General features: G+C 63.5%; 23 protein-coding genes. 17 read left to right on the forward strand and 6 right to left on the reverse strand.

Annotated elements, in window-relative coordinates; all coding sequences use genetic code 11:
- Window positions 1-101: 101 nt before the first annotated feature.
- A complete protein-coding gene (locus LMTR21_RS10330; protein ID WP_065756597.1) occupies window positions 102-893 on the reverse strand; it encodes an enoyl-CoA hydratase/isomerase family protein in 792 nt (263 codons plus the stop codon).
- A 273-nt stretch (window positions 894-1,166) separates the two neighbouring features.
- Here LMTR21_RS10330 and LMTR21_RS10335 point away from each other — a divergent pair, with 273 nt between their 5' ends.
- Window positions 1,167-2,387, forward strand: a complete 1,221-nt coding sequence (locus tag LMTR21_RS10335; RefSeq protein WP_065756596.1) for an NAD(P)/FAD-dependent oxidoreductase — start codon at window positions 1,167-1,169, stop codon at window positions 2,385-2,387.
- Between the two features lie 101 nt (window positions 2,388-2,488).
- On the opposite strand, the gene LMTR21_RS10340 is transcribed toward LMTR21_RS10335, so the two are convergent.
- Together LMTR21_RS10340 and LMTR21_RS10345 are read right to left on the reverse strand one after the other, a co-directional pair.
- Complete coding sequence (locus LMTR21_RS10340) at window positions 2,489-3,409, reverse strand: ribokinase (protein ID WP_065756595.1); 921 nt, start codon at window positions 3,407-3,409, stop codon at window positions 2,489-2,491.
- A 19-nt stretch (window positions 3,410-3,428) separates the two neighbouring features.
- Window positions 3,429-4,340, reverse strand: coding sequence for a sugar kinase (locus LMTR21_RS10345; protein WP_065756594.1), 912 nt, complete (start codon window positions 4,338-4,340; stop codon window positions 3,429-3,431).
- 221 nt (window positions 4,341-4,561) lie between these two features.
- On the opposite strand from LMTR21_RS10345, the gene LMTR21_RS10350 reads away from it, so the two are divergent.
- From LMTR21_RS10350 to LMTR21_RS10405, 12 genes are all read left to right on the forward strand, one after another.
- Window positions 4,562-5,821, forward strand: a complete 1,260-nt coding sequence (locus tag LMTR21_RS10350) for a Glu/Leu/Phe/Val family dehydrogenase (protein WP_065756690.1) — start codon at window positions 4,562-4,564, stop codon at window positions 5,819-5,821.
- Entirely contained in the window at window positions 5,818-6,675 is an 858-nt protein-coding gene (locus LMTR21_RS10355; RefSeq protein ID WP_065756593.1) for a VOC family protein, read from the forward strand. Before LMTR21_RS10350 ends, LMTR21_RS10355 begins: the two co-directional genes overlap by 4 nt.
- 219 nt (window positions 6,676-6,894) lie before the next feature.
- On the forward strand, window positions 6,895-7,554 hold the full coding sequence (locus LMTR21_RS10360) for a TetR/AcrR family transcriptional regulator (RefSeq protein WP_065756592.1): 660 nt from the start codon (window positions 6,895-6,897) through the stop codon (window positions 7,552-7,554).
- Window positions 7,555-7,794: 240 nt separating this feature from the next.
- Window positions 7,795-8,604 (forward strand): ABC transporter permease, encoded by an 810-nt coding sequence (locus LMTR21_RS10365; protein WP_065756591.1) that lies wholly within the window; start codon window positions 7,795-7,797, stop codon window positions 8,602-8,604.
- A gap of 57 nt (window positions 8,605-8,661) precedes the next feature.
- Window positions 8,662-9,660 (forward strand): ABC transporter substrate-binding protein, encoded by a 999-nt coding sequence (locus LMTR21_RS10370; protein ID WP_065756689.1) that lies wholly within the window; start codon window positions 8,662-8,664, stop codon window positions 9,658-9,660.
- A gap of 168 nt (window positions 9,661-9,828) precedes the next feature.
- Complete coding sequence (locus LMTR21_RS10375; RefSeq protein WP_148635950.1) at window positions 9,829-10,677, forward strand: ABC transporter ATP-binding protein; 849 nt, start codon at window positions 9,829-9,831, stop codon at window positions 10,675-10,677.
- A gap of 12 nt (window positions 10,678-10,689) precedes the next feature.
- On the forward strand, window positions 10,690-12,093 hold the full coding sequence (locus LMTR21_RS10380) for a hypothetical protein (protein WP_065756589.1): 1,404 nt from the start codon (window positions 10,690-10,692) through the stop codon (window positions 12,091-12,093).
- Window positions 12,090-13,241 carry a Gfo/Idh/MocA family protein gene (locus LMTR21_RS10385; protein WP_065756588.1) on the forward strand — a complete coding sequence of 384 codons (1,152 nt, stop codon included), beginning with the start codon at window positions 12,090-12,092 and terminating at the stop codon, window positions 13,239-13,241. Before LMTR21_RS10380 ends, LMTR21_RS10385 begins: the two co-directional genes overlap by 4 nt.
- 12 nt (window positions 13,242-13,253) lie before the next feature.
- On the forward strand, window positions 13,254-14,447 hold the full coding sequence (locus LMTR21_RS10390; protein WP_065756587.1) for a dihydrodipicolinate synthase family protein: 1,194 nt from the start codon (window positions 13,254-13,256) through the stop codon (window positions 14,445-14,447).
- Complete coding sequence (locus tag LMTR21_RS10395) at window positions 14,447-15,310, forward strand: sugar phosphate isomerase/epimerase family protein (RefSeq protein ID WP_065756586.1); 864 nt, start codon at window positions 14,447-14,449, stop codon at window positions 15,308-15,310. The genes LMTR21_RS10390 and LMTR21_RS10395 overlap by 1 nt, the downstream gene beginning before the upstream one ends.
- A gap of 234 nt (window positions 15,311-15,544) precedes the next feature.
- Window positions 15,545-15,835, forward strand: a complete 291-nt coding sequence (locus tag LMTR21_RS10400) for a hypothetical protein (protein WP_141688652.1) — start codon at window positions 15,545-15,547, stop codon at window positions 15,833-15,835.
- Window positions 15,836-16,031: 196 nt separating this feature from the next.
- Window positions 16,032-16,385 (forward strand): hypothetical protein, encoded by a 354-nt coding sequence (locus LMTR21_RS10405; protein WP_065756584.1) that lies wholly within the window; start codon window positions 16,032-16,034, stop codon window positions 16,383-16,385.
- Window positions 16,386-16,436: 51 nt separating this feature from the next.
- Here the strand turns inward: LMTR21_RS10405 and LMTR21_RS10410 are convergent, their stop codons facing one another.
- From LMTR21_RS10410 to LMTR21_RS10420, 3 genes are all read right to left on the reverse strand, one after another.
- Window positions 16,437-16,787, reverse strand: coding sequence for a c-type cytochrome (locus tag LMTR21_RS10410; RefSeq protein WP_246175692.1), 351 nt, complete (start codon window positions 16,785-16,787; stop codon window positions 16,437-16,439).
- Between the two features lie 158 nt (window positions 16,788-16,945).
- Window positions 16,946-18,355, reverse strand: a complete 1,410-nt coding sequence (locus LMTR21_RS10415; RefSeq protein WP_246175429.1) for a Spy/CpxP family protein refolding chaperone — start codon at window positions 18,353-18,355, stop codon at window positions 16,946-16,948.
- 573 nt (window positions 18,356-18,928) lie between these two features.
- Window positions 18,929-20,149: a cytochrome P450 gene (locus tag LMTR21_RS10420; RefSeq protein ID WP_065756582.1), complete on the reverse strand. Its 1,221-nt coding sequence runs from the start codon at window positions 20,147-20,149 to the stop codon at window positions 18,929-18,931.
- Window positions 20,150-20,450: 301 nt separating this feature from the next.
- Here LMTR21_RS10420 and LMTR21_RS10425 point away from each other — a divergent pair, with 301 nt between their 5' ends.
- From LMTR21_RS10425 to cnbZ, 4 genes are all read left to right on the forward strand, one after another.
- On the forward strand, window positions 20,451-21,152 hold the full coding sequence (locus tag LMTR21_RS10425; RefSeq protein WP_065756581.1) for a TetR/AcrR family transcriptional regulator: 702 nt from the start codon (window positions 20,451-20,453) through the stop codon (window positions 21,150-21,152).
- A 1-nt stretch (window position 21,153) separates the two neighbouring features.
- Complete coding sequence (locus LMTR21_RS10430) at window positions 21,154-22,347, forward strand: efflux RND transporter periplasmic adaptor subunit (protein ID WP_065756580.1); 1,194 nt, start codon at window positions 21,154-21,156, stop codon at window positions 22,345-22,347.
- 117 nt (window positions 22,348-22,464) lie between these two features.
- Window positions 22,465-25,560, forward strand: coding sequence for a MexW/MexI family multidrug efflux RND transporter permease subunit (locus LMTR21_RS10435; protein WP_065756579.1), 3,096 nt, complete (start codon window positions 22,465-22,467; stop codon window positions 25,558-25,560).
- 131 nt (window positions 25,561-25,691) lie between these two features.
- Window positions 25,692-26,435: a 2-amino-5-chloromuconate deaminase CnbZ gene (gene cnbZ, locus LMTR21_RS10440; protein ID WP_065756578.1), complete on the forward strand. Its 744-nt coding sequence runs from the start codon at window positions 25,692-25,694 to the stop codon at window positions 26,433-26,435.
- Window position 26,436 lies beyond the last annotated feature (1 nt).

A 26,436-nucleotide genomic window follows, 5' to 3' on the forward strand; every position in this document is an offset into this window, starting at 1 on the left:
CTCGATTAGATCGAGATGGCTGACGCCTTCCTAAGCAACGACCGCCGGTGGCTATGGGTCCCTGCGTTCGCAGGGACGACGCAGTGGTGCCGTCAGCCGCCTCACCTCCCCTTGCTGGTGAACTTCTTCACGGCAACGCGAAAATCTTCGGTGAGCATGGCGTCGATGATCTTCGCTTCCTCGGCATCGAGCTGCTGCTTGGTCGGCGTCACCGCGGCCTGATAGACCAGAGATTTGGTGCCGGCGATGGCCGCTGGCGGGTTCTGTGCCAGCCGCTCGGCGAATTTGCGCGTCTCCGCCTTCAGCTCTGCCGCCGGGACGACGCGGGCGACCAGGCCCCATTCATAGGCCTGCTGCGCGGTAAAGCTGTCCTCGGCCAGAAAGATCTGCAGCGCGCGGCGGGTGCCGACGGTGCCGACCATGCCGACCGTGCTGCCGCCATCCGGTGAGACGCCGATCTTGGCATAGGCCGGCGTGAAGCGGGCGTCGTCAGCGGCGATGCAGAGGTCGGTGACGAAGGCGAGCCCCATGCCGGCGCCGGCGGCGGAGCCGTTGACGCTGGAGAGAACAATCTTGGGCATCCGCCGCAGCGTCTCGATGAAGGCGTGGTAGTGCTTCAATAGCTCGCCGACCACGGGCGCCACCGTATCGCTGGCGGCAGCAGCGCCGATGGTCTGCAGATCGCCGCCGGCCGAGAAGGCCCGGCCTTCGCCCTCGATGACCAGCACCCGGACATCGGCGTTGCCCTCGACCTCGGCGCCGAGCTGCTCGAGTTTTTGCGCGATCGAGAGATTGATTGAGTTGAAGGCCGCAGGCCGATTGAGGGTAATGGTCGCAATCGGACCCTCGATCCTGAGCAAAGCAGGGGCGGCGGTATCATCGGAGGTCGACATGGCAAGGCCTCGGGGCGCGAGGGAGGGCCGGGCATTTAAATAGAGAAGGCGGGAGGTGACAATCCCCGGGGTCGAACCTGCAAAAATTCGGCGAAGACCGCCCTCAGGGCTACTGACACCCTTGCGTCTCCGCGTGCCATGAGGTCAGATAGCGCCCGTCATCGTTCGGGACGGACACGAGCGCCGCGCCCAGGGGACGAGACAGGCAAGCCAAAATCACTGGAGAGGAAACGACATGGGTCATTCCCGTGTGCTCGAACGTAGGATGTCCCTATGACGGCAGGAACAGTTGTCATCATTGGCGCCGGCCATGCCGGCTATCAGCTTGCGGCCTCGCTGCGCCAGCACGGCTTTTCCGAACGCATCGCGCTCGTGAACGATGAAGGCCATCTGCCATACCAGCGGCCGCCGCTGTCCAAGGCCTATCTGAAGGGAACCGGCGGCCCCGACAGCCTGATGTTCCGGCCGGAAAAATTTTATCATGACCAGAACATCGAGCTAATCTCCGATCGCGCAGTATCGATCGACCGCGCGGCGCGCAAGGTGGCGCTCGCCTCTGGCGCATCGCTCGACTATGGCCATCTGGTGCTGGCGACCGGCGCCCGCAATCGACTGCTCGATATCCCCAACGCCAATCTCGACAGCGTGCGCTATTTGCGGACGCTGGACGAAAGCCAGTCACTGCGCGATTTCATCACGGAAGGCCAGCGCGTCGTCGTCATCGGCGCCGGCTTTATCGGGCTGGAGTTCGCGGCGACGGCGCGGGCCAAGGGCCTTGAAGTCGATGTCGTCGAACTTGCGCCGCGCGTGATGGCGCGCGCGGTGACGGCCGAAATCTCGGAGTTCTCCCAATCGCGGCATACCGCGGCCGGCATTCGAATTCATCTGGGTGTGCAGGTCACCAGCATCGAGAGCGACGGCCACAAGGTCACCGGCGTCAGCCTCAGCGATGGCCGGCACCTGAAGGCCGACCTGATCGTGGTCGGCGTCGGCGTGCTGCCCAATGTCGAGCTGGCGGCGCAGGCTGGCCTGCCGGTCGCGTCGGGCATCATCGTCGATGAGCGTCTGCTCACCGCCGATCCCAATATTTCGGCGATCGGCGATTGCGCGCTCTATGAAAGCCCGCGCTTCGGCGGCTCGCTGCGGCTGGAGTCGGTGCAGAACGCCACCGACCACGCACGCTGCGTCGCGGCCCGCCTCACTGGCGATGCCAAGCCCTATGATGGCGTGCCGTGGTTCTGGAGCGATCAGGGTCCCGACAAGCTGCAGATGGTGGGCCTGACCACCGGCTATGATCGCGTGGTGGTGCGCGGCGATCGCGCAGCCGGGGCGTTCTCTGCCTTTTGCTACAAGGACGGGCGGCTCGTCGGCATCGAATCCGTTAATCGCGCAGGCGATCACATGTTCGGACGACGTCTGTTTGCCGCCAACGGATCAATTACGCCGGAGCAGGCGGCGGACACCGGCTTCGACTTGAAGAGCGCGCTGACTTAAGCGCGAACTCGTAGGGTGGGCAAAGCGAAGCGTGCCCACCGTTCTTGCGGAGCACCAGATGGTGGGCACGGCGCAAGCGCGCCTTTGCCCACCCTACGAGGTCAGGCTCGCTTTGCGAGCAACTCATCCACCTCCGCCGCCGTCGGCATCGACGGCGCGGCGCCCATTCGCTGTACGCAGATCGACGCGGCGGCATTGGCGTAGGCGAGCGCATCGCGGATCGCCGTTCCATGGGCAAGCCGCGCGGCAAGCGCGCCGACGAAGCAGTCGCCGGCACCAGTGGTGTCCACGGCCTTCACGGCGCGTCCCGCAATCAGCGAAGGCTCGCCGCCGATCAACGCCAGCACGCCGCGCTTGCCCAACGTGACGCAGATGATGGTGTCCGGTCCGGTTGGCAGGCGCCGCGCTGCTTCAATGAAGCGGACAGGCTCGTCGGTGTCGTGAAGCGCGGTCTGCGCAAGAAGCCCAAGCTCGGTTTCATTGAGAATGAGGATATCGACGAGTTCGAGCAGCCCAGGAGCACAGGCGAGCGCCGGCGCCGGATTGAGGATCGTGGTCGCCCCGGCCGCGCGCGCCCGTTTGAAGAACTCGCCGATCGTGGCTTGCGGAATTTCGAACTGGCTGACGGCGATGTCGCCCTTGGCGAGCACAGGTGCGGCGACGTCTTCGGCGCTCACCAGCGCATTGGCGCCGGGCACGACGACGATGGTGTTGTCGGTGTCGGCGATGGTGATGACGGCAGTGCCGGTGTGCGCGTTAGCGGTGTCCTTGACCAGAGCGAGGTCGACGCCTTGCGCAGCGAGGAACGTTCGCAACTGCTGGCCGAAGGCGTCCGTGCCGAGCCGCCCGACTATCGCGGTTACGGCACCGAGTTTCGCGGCGGCCACCGCCTGGTTGGCGCCCTTGCCGCCCGGAAAATAATGCACGGCTTGGCCTGCGACGGTCTCGCCGACCTTCGGATGCCGGTCGGCCGTCGCCACCACATCCATGTTGATGCTGCCGGCAACGAAGACGCGCCCCAAATTGCTTCTCACGGATTGCCTAATCCCAAAATTCTTTCTTGCGCCCGATCTGGAATTCCTGCTTGACGGCATCGATATCGGCAAGCGTCGGCAATCCAGCCTCGTTGCCAAGGCGCTGGATCTTATAGGTTGAGGCGGCACGCGCAAACTCGAAATGCTCGTGCCAGCCTTTGGCGGGATTGTTGAGATACGAAAACACGTAAGCGCCATGAAATACGTCGCCGGCGCCATTGGTATCGATGACGCGATCGGACGCGATCGGCAGCGCCGGCAGCTTGCGCACCGCGCCAGTCTCGTCATACCAGAGCAGGCCTTGCTCTCCCATAGTGACGCCGCCGACCCGGCAGCCGCGGCCCTTGAGATAGTCGAGCATGCCGTCCGGCGTCTTGTCCATCTGCTCGCACAGCCGCTCGGCGACGATGGCGACATCGATGAATTCCAAGAGCTCATGGGTGTTGGTGCGCAGGCCGCCGCCGTCGAGCGAGGTGAGGATGCCGTCCTCGCGGCAAAGCTTTGCGTAGTGGATGGCAGCGTCCGGCTGATGGCCGTCGACATGCAGCGCGCGGCAACCCTTCAGGTTCAGCATCGGGAAGGGGTGGATGTGCTCGTCGTCGCGGCAACGCACGATGGCGCGCTTGCCGTCCTTGGGCATGATGAACGACAGCGATGAGGAGTTGACCTTGCGCGGATGGATCGAGATTCCGTATTTCGCGCTCATGTCCTGAAACATCCGGCCGAGCCAGTCGTTCGCGACGGTGGCGATCAGGTCGGGTACGATGCCGAGCTTGGCGCAACAGAACGCCGCGGTGACGGCATTGCCGCCAAACGACACCGCGTAGGCGGAGGCCACATGTTTTTCGTCGCCGGTCGGCATGTGGTCGGTGATGAAGGTGACGTCGATATAGGTCTGTCCGATGAAGAGAGCCTGCATTCGTTTTCCGTCATGAGCTGAGGGGTGGTCCCGGCCCGGCGTACAGACATTAGCACCGGTTATCGGATGCATTCGCTGAAATTATTCGCAACCGTGCCGTCTTTGCAGCTTGAGATGGGAGTGTGAGGAGAATACGACCGTCCTTAAACCTCGGGATAGTGCGGTATAACGGCTGACGGCTGCTCGGGTTTCCCGGCTGGCATACAAAAGTGGAGGGAATGATGACCGTTTATTCCGGTCCCGTGTTCGATATGGCGGTTAACCAGTTTGGCGTCATCGCCAACCATCTCGAAATCCCGATGGACGAACGCGGCCGGATCCTGATGCCGAAGCGGGCCATCACCGTCTCCTGTCCGATTCACCGCGACGACGGCACGGTCGCGGTGTTCGAAGGCTACCGGGTGCAGCATCATCTCACCCTCGGCCCGACCAAAGGAGGCACGCGATTCGCGCCTTCTGTCGATATCGGCGAGGTCGCAGCCCTTGCGATCTGGATGAGCTGGAAATGCGCGCTGGTCGGGTTGCCCTATGGCGGCGCCAAGGGCGGCGTCAATGTCGATCTCTCCACCATTTCCAAACGCGAACTGGAAGCGCTGTCGCGGCGCTACATGCAGGAGATGATTCCCTTCGTCGGTCCGCACACCGATGTGATGGCGCCTGACATGGGCACCAACGAGCAGGTGATGGCCTGGTTCATGGACACCTATTCGATGTATCAGGGCCAGACCGTGACCGAGATCGTCACCGGCAAGCCGGTATCGTCGGGCGGCACGCTCGGCCGGCGCGAGGCAACCGGGCGCGGCGTCGCCTATCTCGCCAGGCGCGTGCTGAAGGAACTGTCGATCAATCCGGGCACTGCGACCGCCGTCATCCAGGGCTTCGGCAATGTCGGGTCATACGCTGCGCTAGAGTTGCACAATTACGGCCTCAAGATCATCGCCGTCAGCGATCACACCGGCGGGCTGCACGATCCGACCGGGCTCGATATCCCCACGCTGATGCGGCACGCCGGCACGCATGGCAGCATCGCCGGCTTCTCCAATCAGCTCGCTTTCGATCCCGAAGCAATCCTCACGCTGCCCTGCGACGTGCTGGTGCCGGCGGCGATGGAGCGGGTGATCGATGCGCAGGTCGCAGAGAATCTGAAATGCCGCGTGCTGGCCGAAGGCGCCAACGGCCCGACCACGCCGGAGGCCGATCTGGTGCTGGAAAAACGCCAGGGCGAAGTATTCCTGATCCCCGACATTCTCTGCAATTCCGGCGGCGTGGTGGTCAGCTATTTCGAATGGGTGCAGGACCTGCAGCAATTGTTCTGGGAGGAAGAGGAAGTGACGCGGCGCGAATATGCCATCCTCGATCGCGCCTTCGACACCATGCTGCAGCGCGCGAAGGCGGACAACATACCGCACCGCACGGCTGCGATGGCGATCGGCGTGGAGAAGGTCCGCGCCGCCAAGAACACGCGAGGGCTTTTCCCGTGATTACTGGTCTCGATCACGTCGTCGTTCTCACCGACGACATCACTGCCGCCAGCACGGCCTACCAGACCTTGTTTGCGCGGTCGCCGGGCTGGCAGTACGGCGGCGACGGTGCCGACCGTGTCCTGTTCACGCTCGACAATACCACGCTGGAATTGGTGGCGCCGAACGGCGAGGGCGCGAACGCGGACCGGATACGCGCAGTGCTCAACGCACAGGGCGAGGGGCTCGCGAGTATCTGCTTTCGAACCAGCGACATTGCCAGGATGCATCGCAGGCTCGATCGGCTGACGCTGAAGCCGGACCCCATCGCCGAGGTCGAAAGCCGCGACGCGATATCCGGTGAGACGCTATCGTGGAAGCGCACCCGGACCGCAACCGAGGCCACGCGCGGTATCCGCCTGTTCTTCCTCGAGCGCGACAAGGAGCGACCGCTCTCGGTGCGAACCACGACCGCCTCGATCACGGCGATGGACCATGTCGTGATCTCGACCTCGGAACCCGAACGGGCCGCCGCCCTCTATGGCGCGCGGCTCGGCCTCGACATGGCGCTCGACCGCTCGCACCCCGATTGGGGCCGGCTGATGTTCTTCCGCTGCGGCGACCTCATCGTCGAGGTGACGCACCGGCCGGGGAAACACGCCGACACGACGAAGGACAAGCTCGGCGGAATCTGCTGGCGCGTCGCCGACATCGACGCCACCCATGCGCGGCTCGTCCAGGCCGGCGTCGACGTCTCGGAAGTCCGCACCGGCCGCAAGCCGGGAACGCGGGTGATGACGGTGCGGAAGGGCACATGCGGCGTGCCCACGCTGCTGGTGCAGCCATCGGCGGGGAAGGCGGCCGCTGCCGACTGATCCAACCGTCATTGCGAGGAGCGTCAGCGACGAAGCAATCCATGCCTCCTCCGTGGCAGCATGGATTGCTTCGCTTCGCTCGCAATGACGGCGGTGGGGAACGAGCGTCCCACATTCTCAAACCCCTCACTGCATGCTACAGCTTGTTTGCACCACCATCGGGCGACTGATTTGGCAAAGGCAAAACGCGTTCAGAAATGGCAGCGGGACCCGGAAGGGATGCGGCTTCGCATTCTCGAGGCCGCCAAGCAGGAATTCGCCGCCCATGGCCTCGCCGGCGCGCGGGTCGACCGCATTGCGGCCAATGCCGGCGCCAACAAGCGCATGCTGTACTACCACGTCGGCAACAAGGAAGACCTCTACCTCACGGTGCTCGAAGGCGCCTATGAGAAGATCCGTTCCGAAGAACGCGAACTCGATCTCGAACATCTCGATCCGCCCGAGGCGATCGAGCGGCTGATCGACTTCACGTGGAACTATTTCCTACGCAACCCGGAATTCCTGGCGCTGCTCAACACCGAAAACCTCGTCAAAGCCCGCCATCTGAAGCGCTCGACCAAGGTCAAATCGATGCACTCGCCGTTCGTCGAAATGATCCGCACCGTGGTGACGCGCGGCGTCGAAAGCGGCGATTTTCGCGTCGCCGTCGATCCGGTGCAGCTCTACATCTCGATCGCGGCGCTGTGCTTCTTTTATCTGTCCAACAGCGCCACCCTCTCGGTGATCTTCGGCCGCGATCTCCTGAAAAAGGAGGCGAGGGACGAGCGGCTGGCGCACATGGTGTCGCTGGTGCTGGCGGCGCTGACGGGGAAGTCGACGGCGGATTTCGGCAAGACCGTTGGCCAGGGCGTGCGGTCGCCGGCGCATCAGCCGGTGTGACTTTTGTCGTACCTGCCTAGTGCGCGGTTGCGCACGGAGCAGGGACCCATACCCCGCGCGCCCCTCGATTCGAGGCGGTAGTCCTTGATCCTGCTGTAACAATTGATGTCGGTGGTTATGGGTTCCTGATTTCGCAGGAACGACGGCGGGCGCGCAAATTGCCGCACGAAAACCCGCTTGCCAGTATTTATCCAACGAGTTAATTTCGGATCAGAAAAGACGATCACCAGGGAGCGGAGCGTGGCCGAGCTGAAGCGCGAGAGTGGCTTGTCGAAAGCGCTGAATGCGGCGTGGGTGCGGCCGTTTCTGTTCCTGCTGTTCATCGTGGTGATGTGGGACGTCACCATCCGCCTGTTCCAGATTCCGGCCTACCAGATCCCGGCGCCCGGCGATGTCGTGGCGGTGCTGCGGACGGAGTGGCCGGAACTGTTGCGGCAGTCCTGGCCCACCACCTACGCCACCATCTGCGGCTTCCTGCTGTCGGCCGTGTTCGGCATTCCCGTCGCCATGCTGATCGCGGGATCGAAGACGGTCGAAAGCTATATCTATCCGCTGCTGGTATTCTCGCAGTCGGTGCCGAAGATCGCGATCGCGCCGCTGTTCGTGGTCTGGTTCGGTTTCGGCATCATCCCGAAGGTGATCTCGGCGTTCCTGCTCGGATTTTTTCCGGTGGTGGTGTCGGCGGTGCAGGGCTTCAAATCGGTCGACCCTGACATGGTCGATCTTGCGCGCGCCATGCAGGGCAGCCGCTTCCGCGTCTTTTGCGCCGTCAATCTGCCGCACGCGATGCCTGCGATCTTCTCCGGGCTGAAGGTCTCTATCACGCTCGCCGTGGTCGGCGCCGTCGTCGGCGAGTTTGTCGGCTCCAACTCCGGCATCGGCTATGTGATGCAGCGCTCGATCGGAACGTTCGACCTGCCGACGATGTTTGCCGCGCTGGTGATCCTGGCGCTGCTCGGCGTGGTCCTGTTCTGGGTCGTCGACCGCATCGAACGCCTCGTGATTCCCTGGCATGTCAGCCAGCGCGACGACATCATTTTTGCTTCGTAAGCCAAACCAACAAACGGCCCGCTCAAGGGCCGCCACAACACGAACGGGAGGATGACCATGATACGAACGATAGCGGCGATCTCCGCCGCCCTGATCTGGACCGCGCTTTCGGTGTTGCCGGCATCGGCCGCCGACAAGGTCGTGCTGATGCTGAACTGGTATGTCTATGGCGAGCACGCGCCGTTCTATTACGGCAAGGCCAAGGGCATTTATGCCGCCGAGGGCATCGACCTCGAGATCCAGGAAGGTCGCGGTTCGGCGGCGACCACGCAGGCCGTTGCGGCCAAGACCGCCAATTTCGGCTATGTCGACGTGCCCACCATGATGCGCGCGGCCGTAAAGGGCGCGCCGATCGTCGCCACCGGCGTGCTGCTGCAGACCAGCCCGATGTCGGCGATGGGCTTTGTCGAAAAGAACATCAAGAAGCCCGAGGACATCAAGGGCAAGACGGTGGCGATCACGCCGGCCGACTCGATGACGCAGATCTGGCCGCTGTTCCTGAAGAAGACCGGCCTGAAGGAAGGCGACTTCCAGACGGTTGCTGGCGATGGCCAGACCAAGCTGAACGCCGTCATCAACGGCCAGGCCGATCTTCTGCTCGGCTACGTCATGGACCAGTCGATGAAGATCAAGGATGCGACCGGCAAGGACGTCAACGCGATCAAGTTTGCCGACTACGGCATCAACATGGTCTGCTCGGGCGTCGTCGCCAACACCGAGTTCGTCAAGGCCAACGCCGATCTCGTCAAGCGTTTCATGTCGGCGACGACCAAGGCGGTCGAAGCCGCCGAGAAGGACGCCAAGGGCGCAGCACAGTCGATCCTCGACGCCAACCCGAAGGGCGGCAAGATCGAGACGCTGACGCAGGGCTTTGAGCTGACGATCCCGCTCTACCGCACGGCCGAAACCAAGAACAAGCGGCCGTTCCAGGTGACCGATCAGAACATGACCGACACGGTCAATTTGATGGTCGAATATGGCGGATTGGATGCCAAGGCCAAGGACAATCCGAAGGCGTTCTATACTAACGACTACCTGCCGCAGGGCGGTTCGTGAACGGGCTTGTGACAAATCTATCGTCGTCCCCGCGCACGCGGGGACCCATAACCCCCGGGCCTTGGTTGTTGCAGCAGGTCTCTGCCGGCCTGCTCGAACGAAAGGGCACGGCGTATGGGTCCCTGCTTTCGCAGGGACGACAGCAACCTCCTGAGTGGACTTAGTTGAATGAACCCCGCGACCAAGCCGACCGAGTTCGACCAACCAGCCGCGCATCTGCGGCTGGTATCCGATCGCGCCGGTAGCGCGGCGTCGGGTATCACGCTGTCCGGCGTCTCGAAGACCTATCGCTCGCGCGACGGCGATGTGCCGTCGCTGCGACCGCTGGATTTCCACATCAACGAGGGCGAGTTCTTCGTCGTGGTCGGACCGTCCGGCTGCGGCAAGTCCACGCTGCTCAAGATGATCTCCGGACTGCTGGCGCCCTCGACCGGCGAAATCCTGGTCGAAGGCGAGAAGGTGACGAAGCCGCACGGCAATGTCGGCATCGTGTTCCAGAACGCGCTGCTGCTGCCCTGGCGCAACATCCTGTCCAACGTGATGTTGCCGATCGACATGAAGAAGCTGCCGCGTGACGAATACCTGCCGCGGGCGAAAGCGCTGTTGAAGCTGGTCGGGCTCGAGGGATTCGAGAAGAAACTGCCTTGGCAGCTCTCCGGCGGCATGCAGCAGCGCGCCTCGATCTGCCGCGCGCTGGTGCACGATCCCAAGATCATGCTGATGGACGAGCCGTTCGGCGCACTCGACGCCATGACGCGCGAGAAGATGAATGTCGAGTTGATGCGCATCCAGCGCGAAACCGGCAAGACCGTGCTGCTGATCACCCATTCGATTCCCGAAGCCGTGTTCCTCGCCGACCGCGTGCTGGTCATGACCGAGCGGCCCGGCGCGATCGCCGCGATCTACGACGTGCCGCTGCCGCGCCCGCGCTCGCTGGACGCGATGGCCGATCCAGCCTTCACCGAACTGGTGCAGCGGATTCGCAAGCATTTCTTCACCCAGAGCGCACTGGACTGAAACGGGCTTTCAATGCCACCACGCCTGGTCGTAAGGGACATCGCTTTTTTTGAACGGCAGGTGGCGTTTGCCCGGCCGTTCCGCTTCGGCGCGGTCGTTATCAACGCAACGCCGCAGGCTTTCGTGCGCGTCGAGATCGAGGTTGAAGGCAAGGGCAGGGCAGTTGGCGCCAGCGCCGAATTTCTCGTGCCGAAATGGTTCGACAAGCGGCCGCATCTCTCGCCGGAAGAGACCGTAACCGAGTTGCGGCGTTCGCTGATAATCGCGCGCGATATCTATCTGGCGCACACGGCGTTTGAGACAGCGTTCGGTCTGCACGCCGCCTGTATTGGCGCACAGATCGAGGCTTGCGCCGGGGAGGACATCCCGCCGCTGGGCGCAGCGTACGGTCCGGCCGAAATCGACAAGGCGATCCTGGATGCGCTGCTGCGCTGCACGGATGCCAATTTCTTCGATGGCATGGCGGCTAATATCGCCGGTGTCGATGCGCGGCTATCGCGCGATCTCGGCGACGATGACGTGGCGCGGTTTCTTGCGGGACACAGACGGCTGGAGCGTGTGGCGATCCGGCATACGGTCGGCATGGACGACAAGGTGGAAGGTGCGGGCGGTGTTGCGGACAGCAGCGAAAATGCTGGTGCGCGCTATTTCAAGCTGAAGCTCAACGGCGACCCGGCGCACGATGCGGATCGCCTGAGCCGTATCGGCAAGGAACTCGCTACGCTGCCGTACGATTACCGTGTTACGCTCGACGCCAACGAGCAGTATGCCGATCTCGCGGCTTTAAGCGGGCTGATGGAGCGACTCGACCGCGACGCTGCGCTGCGGCCCATCGCGCAAAAGCTCCTCTATATCGAACAGCCGATGCCGCGCGACATCACGAAGGCATCGCCGCTCGGCGCGCTGGCGCGACGCGACTTCATCGTCGATGAGGCTGACGACTCCTACGACGCCTTCCCGGTGGCGCGGGCGCTCGGCTATCGCGGCATCTCCTCGAAATCCTGCAAGGGCATCTACAAGTCTGTCATCAACGCCACCCGTGCGGCCAAATGGAGCGCTGCCGGCGAAAAATGTTTCATCGCCGGCGAAGATCTCACCTGTCAGGCGGGCCTTGCCGTGCAGCAGGATCTTGCGCTCGGCGCACTCATCGGCGTCACCCATGCCGAGCGCAACGGCCACCATTATGTCGATGGCTTTGGCGACACGCCCGCCACGGAGGCGGAGGGGTTTCTCGCCGGCCATCCTGACCTTTATGCCCGCGACGGCGGAAAAATCCGGCTCGCGATCCATGACGGCGATCTCCTGACGGGATCGCTGACCACACCCGGCTTCGCGACTGCCGTGCATCCGGACTGGTCCGCGATGTCTCCGCTCGCGGAGCCCACAGCAAAAATTTCTCTGGAGAAAGCAGTATGACGACCAAACGCCTCGGCCTGATCATGAACGGCGTGACCGGCCGAATGGGGCTCAACCAGCATCTGATCCGCTCCATCATCGCGATCCGCGACCAGGGCGGCGTGCTGCTGTCCAATGGCGACCGCATGCTGCCCGACCCGATCCTGATCGGCCGTGACACGGAGAAGGTGGAGAAGCTCGCCAAGCGGTTCAACGTCGAGCGTTGGTCGACCGATCTCGACAAGGCGCTCGCCGACAAGAACGATACGATCTTCTTCGATGCCGCGACCACGCAGGCCCGTCCGTCGCTGCTGACGAAAGCGATCAATGCCGGCAAGCACGTCTATTGCGAGAAGCCGATCGCGACCAATCTCGAAGAAGCGATCGCGGTGCTGAAGCTTGCCAACGCCAAGGGCGTCAAGCACGGCACGGTGCAGGACAAGCTGTTCCTGCCGGGTCTGAAGAAGCTCGCCTTCCTGCGCGATTCCGGCTTCTTCGGCCGCATGCTCTCGGTGCGCGGCGAGTTCGGCTACTGGGTGTTCGAGGGCGGCTGGCAGGAGGCGCAGCGGCCGTCGTGGAACTACCGCAGCGAGGACGGCGGCGGCATCATCCTCGACATGGTCTGCCACTGGCGCTACGTGCTCGACAATCTCTTCGGCGAGGTCGAGAGCATTTCCTGCCTCGGCACGACCGACATCCCCGAGCGGTTCGACGAGAAGGGCAAGAAGTACACGGCGACCGCCGATGATTCCGCCTATGCCACCTTCCGTCTCAAGGGCGGGGTGATCGCGCATATCAACATGAGCTGGGTGACGCGCGTCTACCGCGACGACCTCGTGACCTTTCAGGTCGACGGCACCCATGGCTCGGCGGTGGCGGGCCTGACCGACTGCGTGATTCAGGCACGCCAGGCGACGCCACGTCCGGTGTGGAATCCGGACGAAAAACGCACCCACGATTTCTATGCCGACTGGCAGAAGGTTCCGGAGAATGTCGTCTACGACAACGGCTTCAAGGAGCAGTGGGAGATGTTCATCCGCCACGTCTGCGAGGATGCGCCCTACAAGTTCACGCTGCTGGAAGGCGCCAAGGGCGTGCAGCTCGCCGAATGCGCGCTGCAGAGCTGGCGCGAGCGGCGCTGGATCGACGTTGCCCCGATCAAGGTGTGAGGAGGCCTGACCATGAACAAGCCTGTCCTGCCGATGTCGTCGCTGTCACTGAAGCTGCCGACGGCGGATCGTTCCGTCGAAACTTATCGGCTGGCGGCGTCGCGAACGTTTCCGGCGAAGCTCGAAGGCACGCTCAACCGCGTGGCTTTCTCGGCCGCGCACGTAGTCGCGGATCCGTTTGCCGATAACGACCCCTGGCTGAGCGCCACGATCGACTGGGATCGCACCATTGCGTTCCGCGAGCATATCTGGGAGCTCGGCCTGGGCGTCGCCGAGGCGATGGACACAGCGCAGCGCGGCATGGGGCTGGACTGGCCGACCTCGCTGGAGCTGATCCAGCGTTCGGTGAAGGCGGCGAAAGCGAAGGGCAACGCGCTGGTGTTCTCCGGCGCCGGCACCGATCACCTCGCGGTGGAAGACGCGAAGTCGATCGACGACGTCATTCGTGCCTATGAGGAGCAGATCGCCGCGGTCGAGAAGGCCGGCGGCCGGATCATCCTCATGGCTTCGCGTGCGCTGGCAAAGCTTGGCCGCAGCGCCGACGATTACGCCAAGGTCTATAACCGCGTGCTGGGGCAGGTGCGCGAGCCCGTGATCATCCACTGGCTCGGCGACATGTTCGATCCGGCGCTGGCGGGCTATTGGGGCACTGCCGATCTCGACAAGGCGATGGATACGGCGGTCGCCATCATCAACGCCAACGCGGCCAAGGTCGACGGCGTAAAGGTCTCGCTGCTCGACAAGCAGCGCGAGATCGACATGCGCCGGCGTCTCGACAAGAACGTCAAGATGTATACCGGCGACGATTTCAATTATGCCGAGCTGATCGCGGGCGACGCGCAGGGCTTTTCCCATGCGCTGCTCGGCATCTTCGACGCCATCGCGCCGGCGGCGTCCTATGCGCTGTCGCGGCTCGCTGTCGGCGACGAGGCCGGTTTCCACGACGTGCTCGGGCCGACGGTGCCGCTGTCACGCCATATCTTCCGTGCGCCGACGCGGTTCTACAAGACCGGCATCGTGTTCATGGCCTATCTCAACGGCCATCAGGATCATTTCACCATGGTCGGCGGGCAGGAGAGCACGCGCTCGACGCTGCATCTGGCCGAACTGTTCCGGCTTGCCGACAAAGCTGGCCTCCTCTCCAACCCTGAACTGGCGACGCGGCGCATGAAGACGGTGCTGGCAACCCGCGGCATCGAACCCTGATGCGTGATTTTTCTTCCGATCATCGCTGGCTGTCGCTGAACACGGCGACGGTCCGCAAGCAGGGCGATCTCGTCGCCATCATCGACGCCTGCGCGCGGCACGGCATCCGCGCCATCGACCCCTGGCGCGACCAGGTCGCTGCCATCGGCATCGACCGCGCGGTGCGTGCGGTGCGCGACGCGGGCCTTGAACTCTCGGGCTATTGCCGCGGCGGCATGTTCACGGCGGACGCGGCGCATCGCATCGAGGCGCGCGACGACAATCGCCGCGCCGTCGATGAGGCCAAGGCGCTGGGCGCGCCCTGCATCGTGCTTGTCGTCGGCGGCCTGCCGCAATATTCGCGGCCGGGAAGCGCTATTTCGAAGGACATCGTCGCAGCGCGCACGCAGGTCCATGACGCCATTGCCGAGATGCTGGAATATGCCAGGCAGGCGAACATGCCGCTTGCCATTGAACCGCTACATCCGGCATACGCTGCCGACCGCGCTTGCGTGAACACGACGAAGCAGGCGCTGGATATTTGCGATCAGCTCGATCCGCGGCGCACCGGTGCGGTCGGTGTTGCGCTCGATGTCTATCACATCTGGTGGGATCCGGAATTGATGCCGCAGATCGCGCGCGCCGGAAAAGATCGCCTGCTCGCATTTCACGTCTGCGACTGGCTGGTGCCGACAAAAGATATCCTCAACGATCGCGGCATGATGGGCGATGGCGTCATCGACATCAAATCCGCGCGAGCGGCGGTCGAGGCGCAAGGCTTCGCCGGCTATTCCGAGATCGAAATCTTCTCCAACGACTGGTGGGCGAGGCCGATGGACGAGGTTTTGAGGACTTGCATCGAGCGGCATCGGACGGTGGTCTAGCGGCGGTCGATCGAGGTCGCTCGTTCGCTGTCTCAATGACGGACGGTGTTGTCTCGTATGTGAACTGACACGCCTTCTGGTTGTGATAGTGTCGCACCAGGAGACAGCGCGCGGTTCCAGATTTAACCTTTTGCGCGGCTATTTAGATTAACAAAGGGTTACCGTTGCGCCTGTGCGCGCTGCGGCGTTAGCTAATCGGTAAGGAGAATTTCTCCGCGAACGATGAGCGACAACATGAAAATCCTTTACGCAATTGCGACCCTCGCCCTGCTTTCGACGTCGGCGCAAGCCTGGCAGATCGTGGATCGCTGCACTCACAGCAGGTACTTTGGCAGTGTGTGCACGAGGTCTTATGTCGACGATCCCGTGCGCAGCCCGGCGCAGGAGCTGGAAGACGAAAAGGCAAGGCGCGCCAGCATCGAGAAGTGGGAAGCGTTCTGCAAGCCGAAGCGCACCTACGACAATGAAGGCGTAGTCCGCCTGGTTTACGCCCGCAAGGGTTGCGAGTTCGGGCGCAGCGAATAATTGTCTGCTTCCGCTCCTCGCAATCAGCGAGGAGCATCCCGGGCTTTCGCTCGGTGATGCCGTGGCCTTGCTGCGCCCGAAAGACAGCTAAATCTTTATCGACCAAATTGCGATCCGGTTAGGTACGCCGCTTTACGACGCCTCAATGCTTGTCGGCCATTGCTGACGCACGGCACTTTTTCAAGAGGCAGTATCAATGCGCGTGTTCATCGCAATCTCGATTGTCGTCGCTTCGGTATCGTCGGCGTCCGCGCAGACGGCGGATGCCGCCCGGGCTGCCGAAGCGGCATGGGCTGCAGCGGCCGCCCGGGCTGCGGCCAATGCCTACGCCACGCCGTACAGACTGAAAAGCAATTTTCACGTCGGCGGCAGCGGCACCTTGAAGATCACGCCCCGGACGGCGGAAGACTTGAAAGCCGATGAAGCGGGTCAAGCGGCATGGCAGGAACGCTGCCGGCCGATCGTGGTCGAAGACCGCGACGGGCTGCGGCGCGTAAGATATGCCGAACGGGATTGCGATCTCTCTCGCTTCAACACCGCCGGCAATTAGCGGCTGCGCGAGAGGTCGGAATTGACCGGTGCGCTGGCTGAGCGCTGCGCGTTATCGGGGTTGAGCAAGGAAGGCGACAATTTTCTTTCTATCGTCGCTCGATGAGAGACCGCCGTACGGCTTCATGCTGTTGCCGGGTACGACCTCATCGGGGTTTGCAATGAAGCGATCGAGCTTCTCCTCGTCCCAGACAAAGCCGGCCTCCTTCATGGCGCCGGAAAACGCGTAGTCCGGCAGCGACCCTGCTTTCCGTCCGACGATCTTGTACAGGTTGGGGCCGAGACGATTGTCGCCCTCCCTCACGATGTGGCACGTCCGGCAGGCATTGTTGAACGCCTGCTGGCCTGAGACGTCCTCTGTGCCTTGCTGTGCCTGAGGCAGGGCAGGAGGCGGTGCAAGCATGTACGCCGTTCCGCTCAATGCCATGATCTGGAGCAATCGTCTCCGGTGCCGCGCATGTTTGTCTTGCCGGCTCGAAATTGGCCGTGCGAACGCAATAATGGAGTGCCATCGCCTCATTCGATCACCTCGTCAGGCAAGGGATTAGGTCAAAGTTGCGATCAGGGGCTTGCGGTCTGTTGCAGCGTATTGAACCTCGCCTTCTGCTCGTTGCCCAGCGTGGCATAGAACTCGTCCAATGCCGGCTGCACCAGCGCGGCTGCCTGCAGCATGGCTTCGAGCCGCTTCTGCATGGCCTCCAGCCGTCCAAGCGGTGTGAGCGGTACGTCGTCGGGGCAGGCGGCCTGCAATCCTTCAACCGCATCCTTCGTCGCTTTGCTCAAGCGGTCGAGCGCTTCCTTTTGCTTGCCCGCCGGATGTATCACGGCTTCGATCCGATCGATCGGTAGCTGCGTGAGGCTGGATTTCGGGTCGCCGCAGGCCTCGGCTTGAGCACTGGCTTCCTGCTGCGACCGTTGTTGCGAGCGCCCGCCGACGTCGGGGCCGAGCGCGTTGAAGCGCGCCTTTTGCTCGTCGTTCAGTGAATTATAGAATTGCTCGAGTGCCGGCCGTACGACCTTCACAGCGTTGAGCGTTGCGCTGACGCGGTTCGTCATCGCCCGCAAGCGAGCGGGGGGCGTCATCGCATAGGAATCGACGCAGGAATTCTTGAACTCCTCGGCAGCCTTTGCCGCGGCAGTCTTCAATTCATCGAGCAGGGCACGCTGCTCGGGTGTCGGCCGCACCGCGCGCGTGATCTCCGCAATCGGCCAGGCGGTAACGCCCTTGTCGGGACTACCGCACAATTGCCGGAGGGCCTGTGGGCTCGCGCTCGCGCGTCCGCGCGCTCGAGAATCGGTGACCGCCGCACTTGGTTCCGGATACCGGGCGTAAGCGGAATAGGGGCTGTTCGTACCCCAGAACACCGTGTCGACGAAGTCGTCGTAAGCATAGGCCCAATAGCCGGGGTCGTAGGCGGTGGGCCAGAACGTATATTCAAAAATGTCGGAATAGGCGTAGGGCCAGAACACCGGGCCGAGCCAGGCCACAAACGCTGCGCGGTGGCCGTGCCGCCAGGCGTGGCGCGGTGCCCAGCCGCGCTCCCGGGCGGTGAGCGCCGCTCGGGCCTGCAGGGCATCATTGCTGCGGAAGTGCGCGGAAAATCGCCCGCGGGCTGCCGCCTGCGCGGCGGCTGCCGAGGCGGATCGCTGTTCAGCCGAAGGCTGCGGTCCCAGCCGCTGCAGGCGCGCCTGATCGCTTTGCTGCATGCGCTGTTCGCGCTGGAGCAGGCGGTTCTGTGTCTGCAGCAACCGCTCCTGCGCGCGTTGCGCCCGCCGGCCTTCCGGCTTTTGCGACTGCAATTGCTGCACACGCTGCTGCAGGCGATCGATGCGGCCCTGGCGCTCCGTGCTCTGCCGCGACAGCACCTCACGCTGCCGCTCCTGCACCATTTGCTGTCGCTGCTGGATGCGCTGCTCACGTTGCTGCGCGCGCGTTTCGATCTGTTCCTTTCGCGACGGCCGCGCTTCCACTGTGGGAGTGCTCGGGCGCGATGGCGCGGCGATGCGCGGCTCGGGGGTTCTCGTTATGGCCGGTCGCTGCGGCGGCGCCGCACGTTGCATCTCGGGGCGTGGCCCTGCAACGCGCGGTGCGGCCGGTCGCGGCGGGGCGGCGATATGCGGTGCAGCACGATGTGGCGCCATGGCTGGGCGCTGCGGCGGGGGAGCCGCACGGAAGGCCGGCGCGGCAGGCCGCGCCATTGCCGGAGGAGCCGAAGGCCGGGCCATAGCCGGAGGAGGTGCCGCAGGCCGAGCCATCGCCGGCGGTGGTCCCGCCGGTCGGGCCGCGGGCGCAGCCCCGCCGCCTGGCACGCCACCCGGGCCATGACCTCTTCCATGTTGGGCGAACGAGCCGGTGCTCAGCGTGATCGCGGAGACACCAACAAGAAATACTGCAACGCGAACGCCGAGCGGAAGCATGATCGCAACTCCCTCGTGCTTCGTCGCCCGGAAATCTCAACGCGCCAGCGCAAGAATCGTTCGCTCGGGATCCATGACTTGCGTTGCGGTCTTGTGACGCGGGACTGCCGCGATTCGCCTGCAGCCCTAGCCGACCGTGCAGGGAACGCTCAGAAATCCGCGGAATCGCACGCGGCCGCCGCGGACCGGTTCGCCGTCGAGCGCATAATCCGGAAAGCGCGCGAGGAAGCGCGCGATCGCAATCGCGCCCTCGAGCCGCGCCAGCGCCATCCCGGCGCATTGATGCGCGCCGGTGCCGAAGGCGAGATGCCGGTTTGGCGTGCGGCTGACATCAAGACGTTCGGGATCGGCGAATTGCGCGGGATCACGGTTGGCCGCGCCGATGCACAGCGTCACCGGCGTGCCTGCCGGCATCGCGATGCCGCCGAGCTCGAACGGCTCGACGGTCATGCGGTTGCCGAGCTGGTTGGAGCTCTCGAACCGCAGCATTTCCTCGACTGCGGTCTTGATCAGCGTAGGGTCCTCGATCAGCCGCCGTTTCTCGCCGCCGTGGTGCAGCAGCGCCACCAGTCCGTTGCCGATCAGGTTGGTGGTGGTTTCGTGGCCGGCATTGAGCAGGAAGATACAGTTGTGCAGCAGCTCCTTTTCGGTGAGCCGCTCGCCATTGTCTTCGCCCTGGATGAGCCGGGTCAGCACGTCGCGGTCGGGATTGCCGGGCTTTTCCCGCCGCCGCGCCACCAGCACTTCCAGGTAGGCGAGGAAATCCTTCACCGCCTTGTTGCCGCGGGCGAAAACGTCCGGGCCGATCACCGGCTCCAGTGCGCCAAGGATGGCAAGCGACCAGTCACGCAAGGGACCGCGCTCCTCCTGCGGAACGTCGAGCAGATTGCCGATCACCTCGATCGGGATAGCGGTCGCAAAATCCTCGATCAGATCGACCTTGCCTTTGGTCGCGATGGCGTCGAGTAGCCGGTCCACCAGCCTGACCAGATCGGGCTCCATGCCGGCAATCGCGCGCGGCGACAGCGCGCCCATGATCAGCCGCCGAACCCGGGTGTGGGCAGGGGGATCGTTGAACACGAGGCTGGTGGTGTGGTGCTCATAGAGCAAGGAGTCGCCGTATTTCGGCGAGAACTCCTTCTTCTTGTCCGACGAGAATGCCTTGGTGTTCTTGTAGGCCGTGACCAGATCGTCGTAGCGGGTCAGGAAATACGAGCCGTTCGGCATCCGCTTGACCGGCTCGTTCTCGCGCAGCGCGCGATAGGTCGGGTAGGGGTCCGCGTAGAACTCCGGCGTCAGCTTTTCGAGGTCGAAGGTCGCCGCCAGCTCGCGCGCATTCAGGTTCATGGCTCGCCGTGCTCGTTGGGAGTCGGGATAAGTCGGCAAATTAGTCGCGTATGCAACTATCTTAGTTGCCGTCCCGGAGGCGTCAAGCGGGCGTGCTGCTTCCAATAGCGCGTCTCCTCAGCCCGCTGGGGTTGCGGCCCATCCGGAATGAGCCGGAAGGATGCGGGGCGGGCTTCAGGAAAAAATCGTGACTAAACAAGGCGATGAGGTTGTGTCTTTGACGCCACCCCGGGACATAATCCGCTTGGTGCGCTGCAATAGATCCTTGACTTCGTCAAGGTGAGTGATTACTCACGCCCTCATGTCCAGCTTGCGTATGACCAGTGACTTGCGGCGCCAATTGATCCTGAGCGCTGCCAAGCGATGCTTCGCCCGTAACGGCTTTGCCGGCACCACGACCAAGAGCGTGGCGGCGGCCGCTGCCATTTCGGAAGGGCTGTTGTTCAAGCACTTCCCGTCCAAGGCCGCGCTCTATGCCGAAATTCTCGCCGAGGAGTGCGAGGCCGATCCAGACTTCGTGCACCTGCTCGGTCAGGAGCCGTCAACTGCCACACTGGTTGAACTGGTCAAGTGCATGGTTGATCATTTCATGGAAGTGTCCAACGGATCGGATCAGGAAGAAGCGCAGCGGCTGCGGTTTATGACGACGAGCCACTTGGACGATGGCGAGTTCGCGCGGCTGCTCTACGACAAGATCGGCGGCCTGATCGGGCCGGTGTTCACGGCATCGATCGAAAGCGCGATCGCGTCTGGCGACGCCGCGCGGATCGGCAGCGATCCGCTCAACCTGTTCTGGTTCGCGCATCACACCGTGCTGATGGCAGCGCTGACGCGGCTTCCGGCCGTTCCGTGTCTCTCCTACGGCAACGCTCCCGATCTGGAGCGGCAGCTCTCTCAATTTATCCTCCGCGGCATCGGACTTACCGAGGCCGCAATTGCTTCTCATCTGGACGGCGAGCTGTCACCGAATTCGGGACAATCGGTAACTGCGGAAAGTGCATGACATGAATATCGCGACTGAACCCAAACTTTCGGGCAAGCCGTTCACCGACAAGCCGCACAAGCGGCCGGTCCGGATGGTGCGCTGGTTCATCATCGTCGGAACGCTGCTGGCGCTGCTGGCCGGCGGCCTGGTCTGGTTCAACTACTTCCGCGGCAAGATGATCGCGCAGTTCTTCGCCAGCATGAAGCCGCCCCCGACCAGCGTCAACGTTGCCACGGCGAAGTCCGAGATCATTCCGAACCTCCTGACCGCGGTCGGCGATCTCGCCGCCGTGCATCAGGTCAACGTGACCTCCGACGTGAACGGTCGCATCACCGACATCCAGTTCAAGGCAGGCGCCAGCGTGAAGGCGGGGACGCCGCTGGTGCAACTGTTCGACGGTCCCGAGCAGGGCGACCTCGCGAACTTCAAGGCACAGCAGCGCGTGGCGCAGATATCGCTGGAGCGCGCCAAGCAACTGGCCGAGCGCCAGGTCGGACCGCAAGCGACGGTGGACAACGCCCAGGCTGTGTTCGATCAGGCCAGCGCCGGCATTGCCAAGACGGAAGCCATCATCTCGCAGAAGCTGGTGCGCGCTCCCTTCGACGGCGAACTCGGCGTTCGCAAGGTCGAGGTCGGACAATATCTGACCGCCGGGACGCAGATCGTCTCGTTGACCGATCTGTCGGTGCTGTTTGCGAACTTCACCGTGACGGAAAAGGATTCCGGCCAGCTCAAGGTCGGCCAGATCGTCCGTATCGCGGTCGATGCCTATCCGGGCCGCACCTTCGAGGGCAAGATCACCACCATCGAGCCGCAGATCGCGACCGAAACGCGCAACATTCGCGTGCAGGCGACGATCCAGAATCCGGACAAGATCCTCAAGCCCGGCATGTTCGCGACCACCACCGTAGTGTTGCCGGACAAGCCGCCGGTGGTCACCGTGCCCGAAACCGCGGTCGACTACACGCTCTATGGCGACTCGGTCTACCTCGTCAGCGAGAAGAAGGAGGAGGATGGCAAGACCAGCCTCACGGTGACGCGGACCTTCGTGCAGACCGGCAACCGCATCGAAGGGCGCGCCGAAATCCTGAAAGGGTTGAAGGACGGCGACCGCGTCGTGGCGGTAGGCCAGCTCAAGCTGCAATCGGGATCGGCGGTGACGGTCTCGAACGATCCGGTGCCGCCAATTCCGGCGAAGCCGCCGCGCTACTGACGCGCCTGATAACCGACGATCGCGCGGCCCAAGGGGGGCGCGCTGACAAAAGACGGGCAGCGGTGCTCTCGGAAGAGGCCGCGCCCGAAATGCTGAACTCAGCGGGATGATCTACAGATGGCCTTCACCGATATTTTCATCAAGCGTCCGATCCTGTCGGTCGTTGTCAGCCTGCTGATCCTCCTGATCGGTTTGCGGGCCGCCAGCGTATTGCCGATCCGGCAGTATCCGAAGCTGTCGAACACGGTGGTCAACATCACCACCGTCTATCCGGGCGCGTCGGCCAACCTGATCCAGGGCTTCATCACCACACCGATCGAGCAGGCGGTCGCCTCCGCCGAGGGCGTCGACTACATCACCTCGTCGTCGGTGCAGGGCACCAGCACGATCCAGGTCTACATCAAGCTGAATTTCGATCCGAACCAGGCGCTGACCGAAGTCCTCGCCAAGGTGAACTCGGTCAAATATCTGATCCCGAAGGAATCCAACGACCCGATCGTGACCAAGACCACCGGCCAGACCACGGCGGTGATGTATCTCGGCTTCTCCAGCGATGAACTCTCCGGCTCGGCGATCTCGGACTACCTGACGCGCGTGGTGCAGCCGGTGCTGTCGACGGTCGACGGCGTGGCGTCGGCCGACATTCTCGGCGGGCAGACATTCGCGATGCGGCTATGGCTCGATCCGGTCAAGATGGCGGGTCGCGGCGTCTCGCCGAGCGATGTCTCGGCGGCGATCTCCGCCAACAACTTCCAGGCCGCGGCGGGGCAAGCCAAGGGCTACTTCATCGTCTCGAACGTTCAGACGAATACGGACCTGCGGAACCTCGAGCAGTTCAAGAAGATGATCGTCAAATCCAAGGACGGCGGCTTCGTGCGCATCGAGGATGTCGCAACCGTCGAGCTTGCCGCCCAGAGCTCGGATGCGAGCGTCGCCTTCAGCGGCGAGCGCGCGATCTTTATCGGCGTGCAGGCGACGCCGCAAGGCAACCCGCTGACGCTGGTCAAGGGCGTGCGCGCGCTGATGCCGGAGATCGAACGCAACCTGCCGCCTTCGATGAAGATGAAGGTGGCCTATGACTCCACCAAGTTCATTCAGTCGTCGATCGACGAGGTGCAGCACACGCTGATCGAGGCGGTGCTGATCGTCGTGGTCGTGATCTTCCTGTTCCTGGCCTCGTTCCGCTCGGTCATCATTCCGGTGGTCACGATTCCGCTGTCGCTGATCGGCGTCTGCAGCCTGATGCTGGCGCTCGGCTTCAGCTTCAATCTTCTGACGCTGCTGGCGATGGTGCTGGCGATCGGGCTGGTGGTCGACGACGCCATCGTGGTGGTGGAGAACATCCATCGACATCTGGAGGAAGGCAAAACGCCGGTGCAGGCGTCGCTGCAGGGCGCGCGCGAAATCGTCGGTCCCGTGATCTCGATGACGATCACGCTGGCGGCAGTGTACGCGCCGATCGGCTTCCTCGGCGGCCTCACCGGTTCGCTGTTCCGCGAATTTGCCTTCACGCTGGCGGGCTCGGTGATCGTGTCGGGCGTGATCGCGCTGACGCTGTCGCCGATGATGTGCTCGGTGCTTCTCAAGAGCGCGGATGAGGGACGGTTCGCCAGGCTCGTCAACCGGGTGTTCGGTGCGATGACGCGCTGGTACGGCCGTCAGCTCGACCGGTCGCTCGACTATCGTCCGATCACCGGACTGTTCGCGCTGACGATCCTCGGTCTGGTCGGCTTCCTCTATATGAACACCTCCAAGGAACTGGCGCCGGAAGAGGATCAGGGCATCGTGTTCTCGGTGACCAAGGCGCCGAAATACGCCAACATCGACTATGTCGACTTCTATGGCGACAAGCTCGACAAGGCGTTCCAGAAGTTTCCCGAGACCGACCTGACTTTCGTGCTGAACGGTATCAACGGGCCACAGGGCGGCATTGCCGGCATGCTGCTCAAGCCGTGGGATGAGCGTGAGCGTTCCTCGATCAAGCTGAAGCCGCTGGTGCAGGCTGAAATCGGCAAGATCGAAGGCGTCCAGGCCTTCGCGTTCAACCTGCCGCCGCTGCCGGGCGGACCGGGCGGCCTGCCGATCCAGATGGTGATCAATTCGACCGCCGGGTTCCAGGCCGTCTATGAGCAGATGGCGAAGCTGAAGGAGGCCGCGCGCAAGAGCGGCATGTTCATCGTCTCCGACAGCGACCTCGAGTTCAACCAGCCGGTGGTGCGCGTCTCCATCGATCGTTCCAAGGCGAGCGACCTCGGCATCAACATGGCGCAGGTCGGCAGCACGCTGCAGACGCTGCTGGGCGGCAACTACGTCAACCGCTTCAACCTCGAGGGACGGTCCTATCAGGTGATCCCGCAGGTGCCGCGCGGCATGCGGCTGTCGCCGGAATCGCTTGGCGGTTACTATGTCCCGACCAACACCGGGCAGTTGGTGCCGCTGTCGACCATCGTGTCGATCGAGACGGCGACCGATCCGAACTCGCTGACGCATTACAACCAGCTCAATTCCGCGACCTTCCAGGCGGTGCCGATGCCGGGCGTGACGGTCGGGCAGGCGGTGGACTTCCTGGAAGGCGAAGCCAAGAAGCTGCCCGCCGGCTTTAGTCACGACTATCTGGCCGACTCCCGCCAATATGTGCAGGAGGGCAACCAGCTCGCGATCACCTTCGGCTTCGCGCTGATCATCATCTTCCTGGTGCTGGCGGCGCAGTTCGAAAGCCTGCGGGATCCGCTGGTGATCATGATCAGCGTGCCCATGGCGATCGTCGGTGCGCTGATTCCGCTGTTCTTCGGTGCCGCGACCATCAACATCTACACCCAGGTCGGACTGCTGACGCTGGTCGGGCTGATTACCAAGCACGGCATCCTGATGGTGGAGTTCGCCAACGAACTGCAGCTCAAGGAAGGCCTCGACAAGCGTTCGGCGATCGAGATGGCGGCCCGGATCCGGCTGCGTCCGATCCTGATGACGACGGCGGCGATGGTCACCGGCCTGATCCCGCTCTTGACGGCAACCGGCGCTGGCGCCGCCAGCCGTTTCTCGATCGGCCTTGTCGTCGTATCCGGCATGTCGATCGGCACGCTGTTCACGCTGTTCGTGCTGCCGGCGGTCTATGTCTGGATGGCCACAGACCACCAGGCGAGTGCCGACTCGCAGCGAAACAAGGAGATCGCCGATTTCGACCTCGGCGCGCAGGGGCTCAAGCCGACCTGAGCTTCTTCGCCGGGAATGATCACGGGCGACGGCAGCGGAAATCGCTGCCGTCGCTTTTTTATGTCCGCGGGATGCGTCCCCGGCGACGCCGTCGGCTCGCCATGCTAGGAAACAAGAAAAAGGGAGCCAGCATGACCAGCAACTTTGCAGCCGGAAACTACCGCTTCATCCCGGCCGTGTTTCAGTATTCCGGCGGGGCAGCAGCCAATCCCGGGTATGAAATCGAGCGGGTGCGCTTCGACAAATGGGTGCCGCTCGCCGAGGGATTTGCGCAGATTGCAAAATACATTCAGGCGGCGGGACGGCCGCTGACCTCATTCTGCGCCTGCGAATTGCGCTCGCCCGCCGCCTTCACCGACGAGGGTTTTCGCAATTTCAACCTGCACTACGTCAAGACGCTGGCAGAGTGGGGCATATACGATGGCACGACCAATCCGGTGGCGCGCAGCAATGTCTGCCCGGAGATCGATCCGCCGGCCGAGCCGTCTTTCCATGCCTTTTCATTCACGCGGCCGAGCCAGGGCACGGCGCCGAGCTTCGTGATCGCGGGCAGTGGCGAATCGCAGGAGGGCAACGCCAGCTACGCCGAGCGTACGGTCCGTTACCGCGATATCAGCCCCGAGGGCATTGCCGAGAAGGTCCGCTACGTCGCCGGCGTGATGGAGCGGCGCATGGGCGAGTTCGGCGTCAGCTGGAAGGACGCGACTGCGGTGCAGACCTACACCATCCACGACTTCCACCACGTCTTCGCCGATGCGCTCGTTCGCCGCGGCGCCGCGCGGTCGGGGCTGACATGGCATTTCGCCCGGCCGCCGGTAATCGATCTCGAATATGAGATGGATTGCCGGAGGGTGCTGCGGGAGGTGGTGATCTGAG

The sequence above is a fragment of the Bradyrhizobium paxllaeri genome (genome assembly GCF_001693515.2).
Lineage (GTDB): Bacteria > Pseudomonadota > Alphaproteobacteria > Rhizobiales > Xanthobacteraceae > Bradyrhizobium > Bradyrhizobium paxllaeri.

Coding starts and splice junctions, on each gene's coding strand:
- LMTR21_RS10350 (WP_065756690.1), top strand. CDS start 4,562: ATGACCGTTTATTCCGGTCCCGTGTTCGATATGGCGGTTAACCAGTTT.
- LMTR21_RS10435 (WP_065756579.1), top strand. CDS start 22,465: ATGGCCTTCACCGATATTTTCATCAAGCGTCCGATCCTGTCGGTCGTT.
- LMTR21_RS10360 (WP_065756592.1), top strand. CDS start 6,895: ATGCGGCTTCGCATTCTCGAGGCCGCCAAGCAGGAATTCGCCGCCCAT.
- LMTR21_RS10390 (WP_065756587.1), top strand. CDS start 13,254: ATGAACAAGCCTGTCCTGCCGATGTCGTCGCTGTCACTGAAGCTGCCG.
- LMTR21_RS10425 (WP_065756581.1), top strand. CDS start 20,451: ATGTCCAGCTTGCGTATGACCAGTGACTTGCGGCGCCAATTGATCCTG.
- LMTR21_RS10420 (WP_065756582.1), bottom strand. CDS start 20,149: ATGAACCTGAATGCGCGCGAGCTGGCGGCGACCTTCGACCTCGAAAAG.
- LMTR21_RS10330 (WP_065756597.1), bottom strand. CDS start 893: ATGTCGACCTCCGATGATACCGCCGCCCCTGCTTTGCTCAGGATCGAG.
- cnbZ (WP_065756578.1), top strand. CDS start 25,692: ATGACCAGCAACTTTGCAGCCGGAAACTACCGCTTCATCCCGGCCGTG.
- LMTR21_RS10375 (WP_148635950.1), top strand. CDS start 9,829: ATGAACCCCGCGACCAAGCCGACCGAGTTCGACCAACCAGCCGCGCAT.
- LMTR21_RS10335 (WP_065756596.1), top strand. CDS start 1,167: ATGACGGCAGGAACAGTTGTCATCATTGGCGCCGGCCATGCCGGCTAT.
- LMTR21_RS10385 (WP_065756588.1), top strand. CDS start 12,090: ATGACGACCAAACGCCTCGGCCTGATCATGAACGGCGTGACCGGCCGA.
- LMTR21_RS10400 (WP_141688652.1), top strand. CDS start 15,545: ATGAAAATCCTTTACGCAATTGCGACCCTCGCCCTGCTTTCGACGTCG.
- LMTR21_RS10430 (WP_065756580.1), top strand. CDS start 21,154: ATGAATATCGCGACTGAACCCAAACTTTCGGGCAAGCCGTTCACCGAC.
- LMTR21_RS10370 (WP_065756689.1), top strand. CDS start 8,662: ATGATACGAACGATAGCGGCGATCTCCGCCGCCCTGATCTGGACCGCG.
- LMTR21_RS10405 (WP_065756584.1), top strand. CDS start 16,032: ATGCGCGTGTTCATCGCAATCTCGATTGTCGTCGCTTCGGTATCGTCG.
- LMTR21_RS10345 (WP_065756594.1), bottom strand. CDS start 4,340: ATGCAGGCTCTCTTCATCGGACAGACCTATATCGACGTCACCTTCATC.
- LMTR21_RS10410 (WP_246175692.1), bottom strand. CDS start 16,787: ATGCTTGCACCGCCTCCTGCCCTGCCTCAGGCACAGCAAGGCACAGAG.
- LMTR21_RS10395 (WP_065756586.1), top strand. CDS start 14,447: ATGCGTGATTTTTCTTCCGATCATCGCTGGCTGTCGCTGAACACGGCG.
- LMTR21_RS10380 (WP_065756589.1), top strand. CDS start 10,690: ATGCCACCACGCCTGGTCGTAAGGGACATCGCTTTTTTTGAACGGCAG.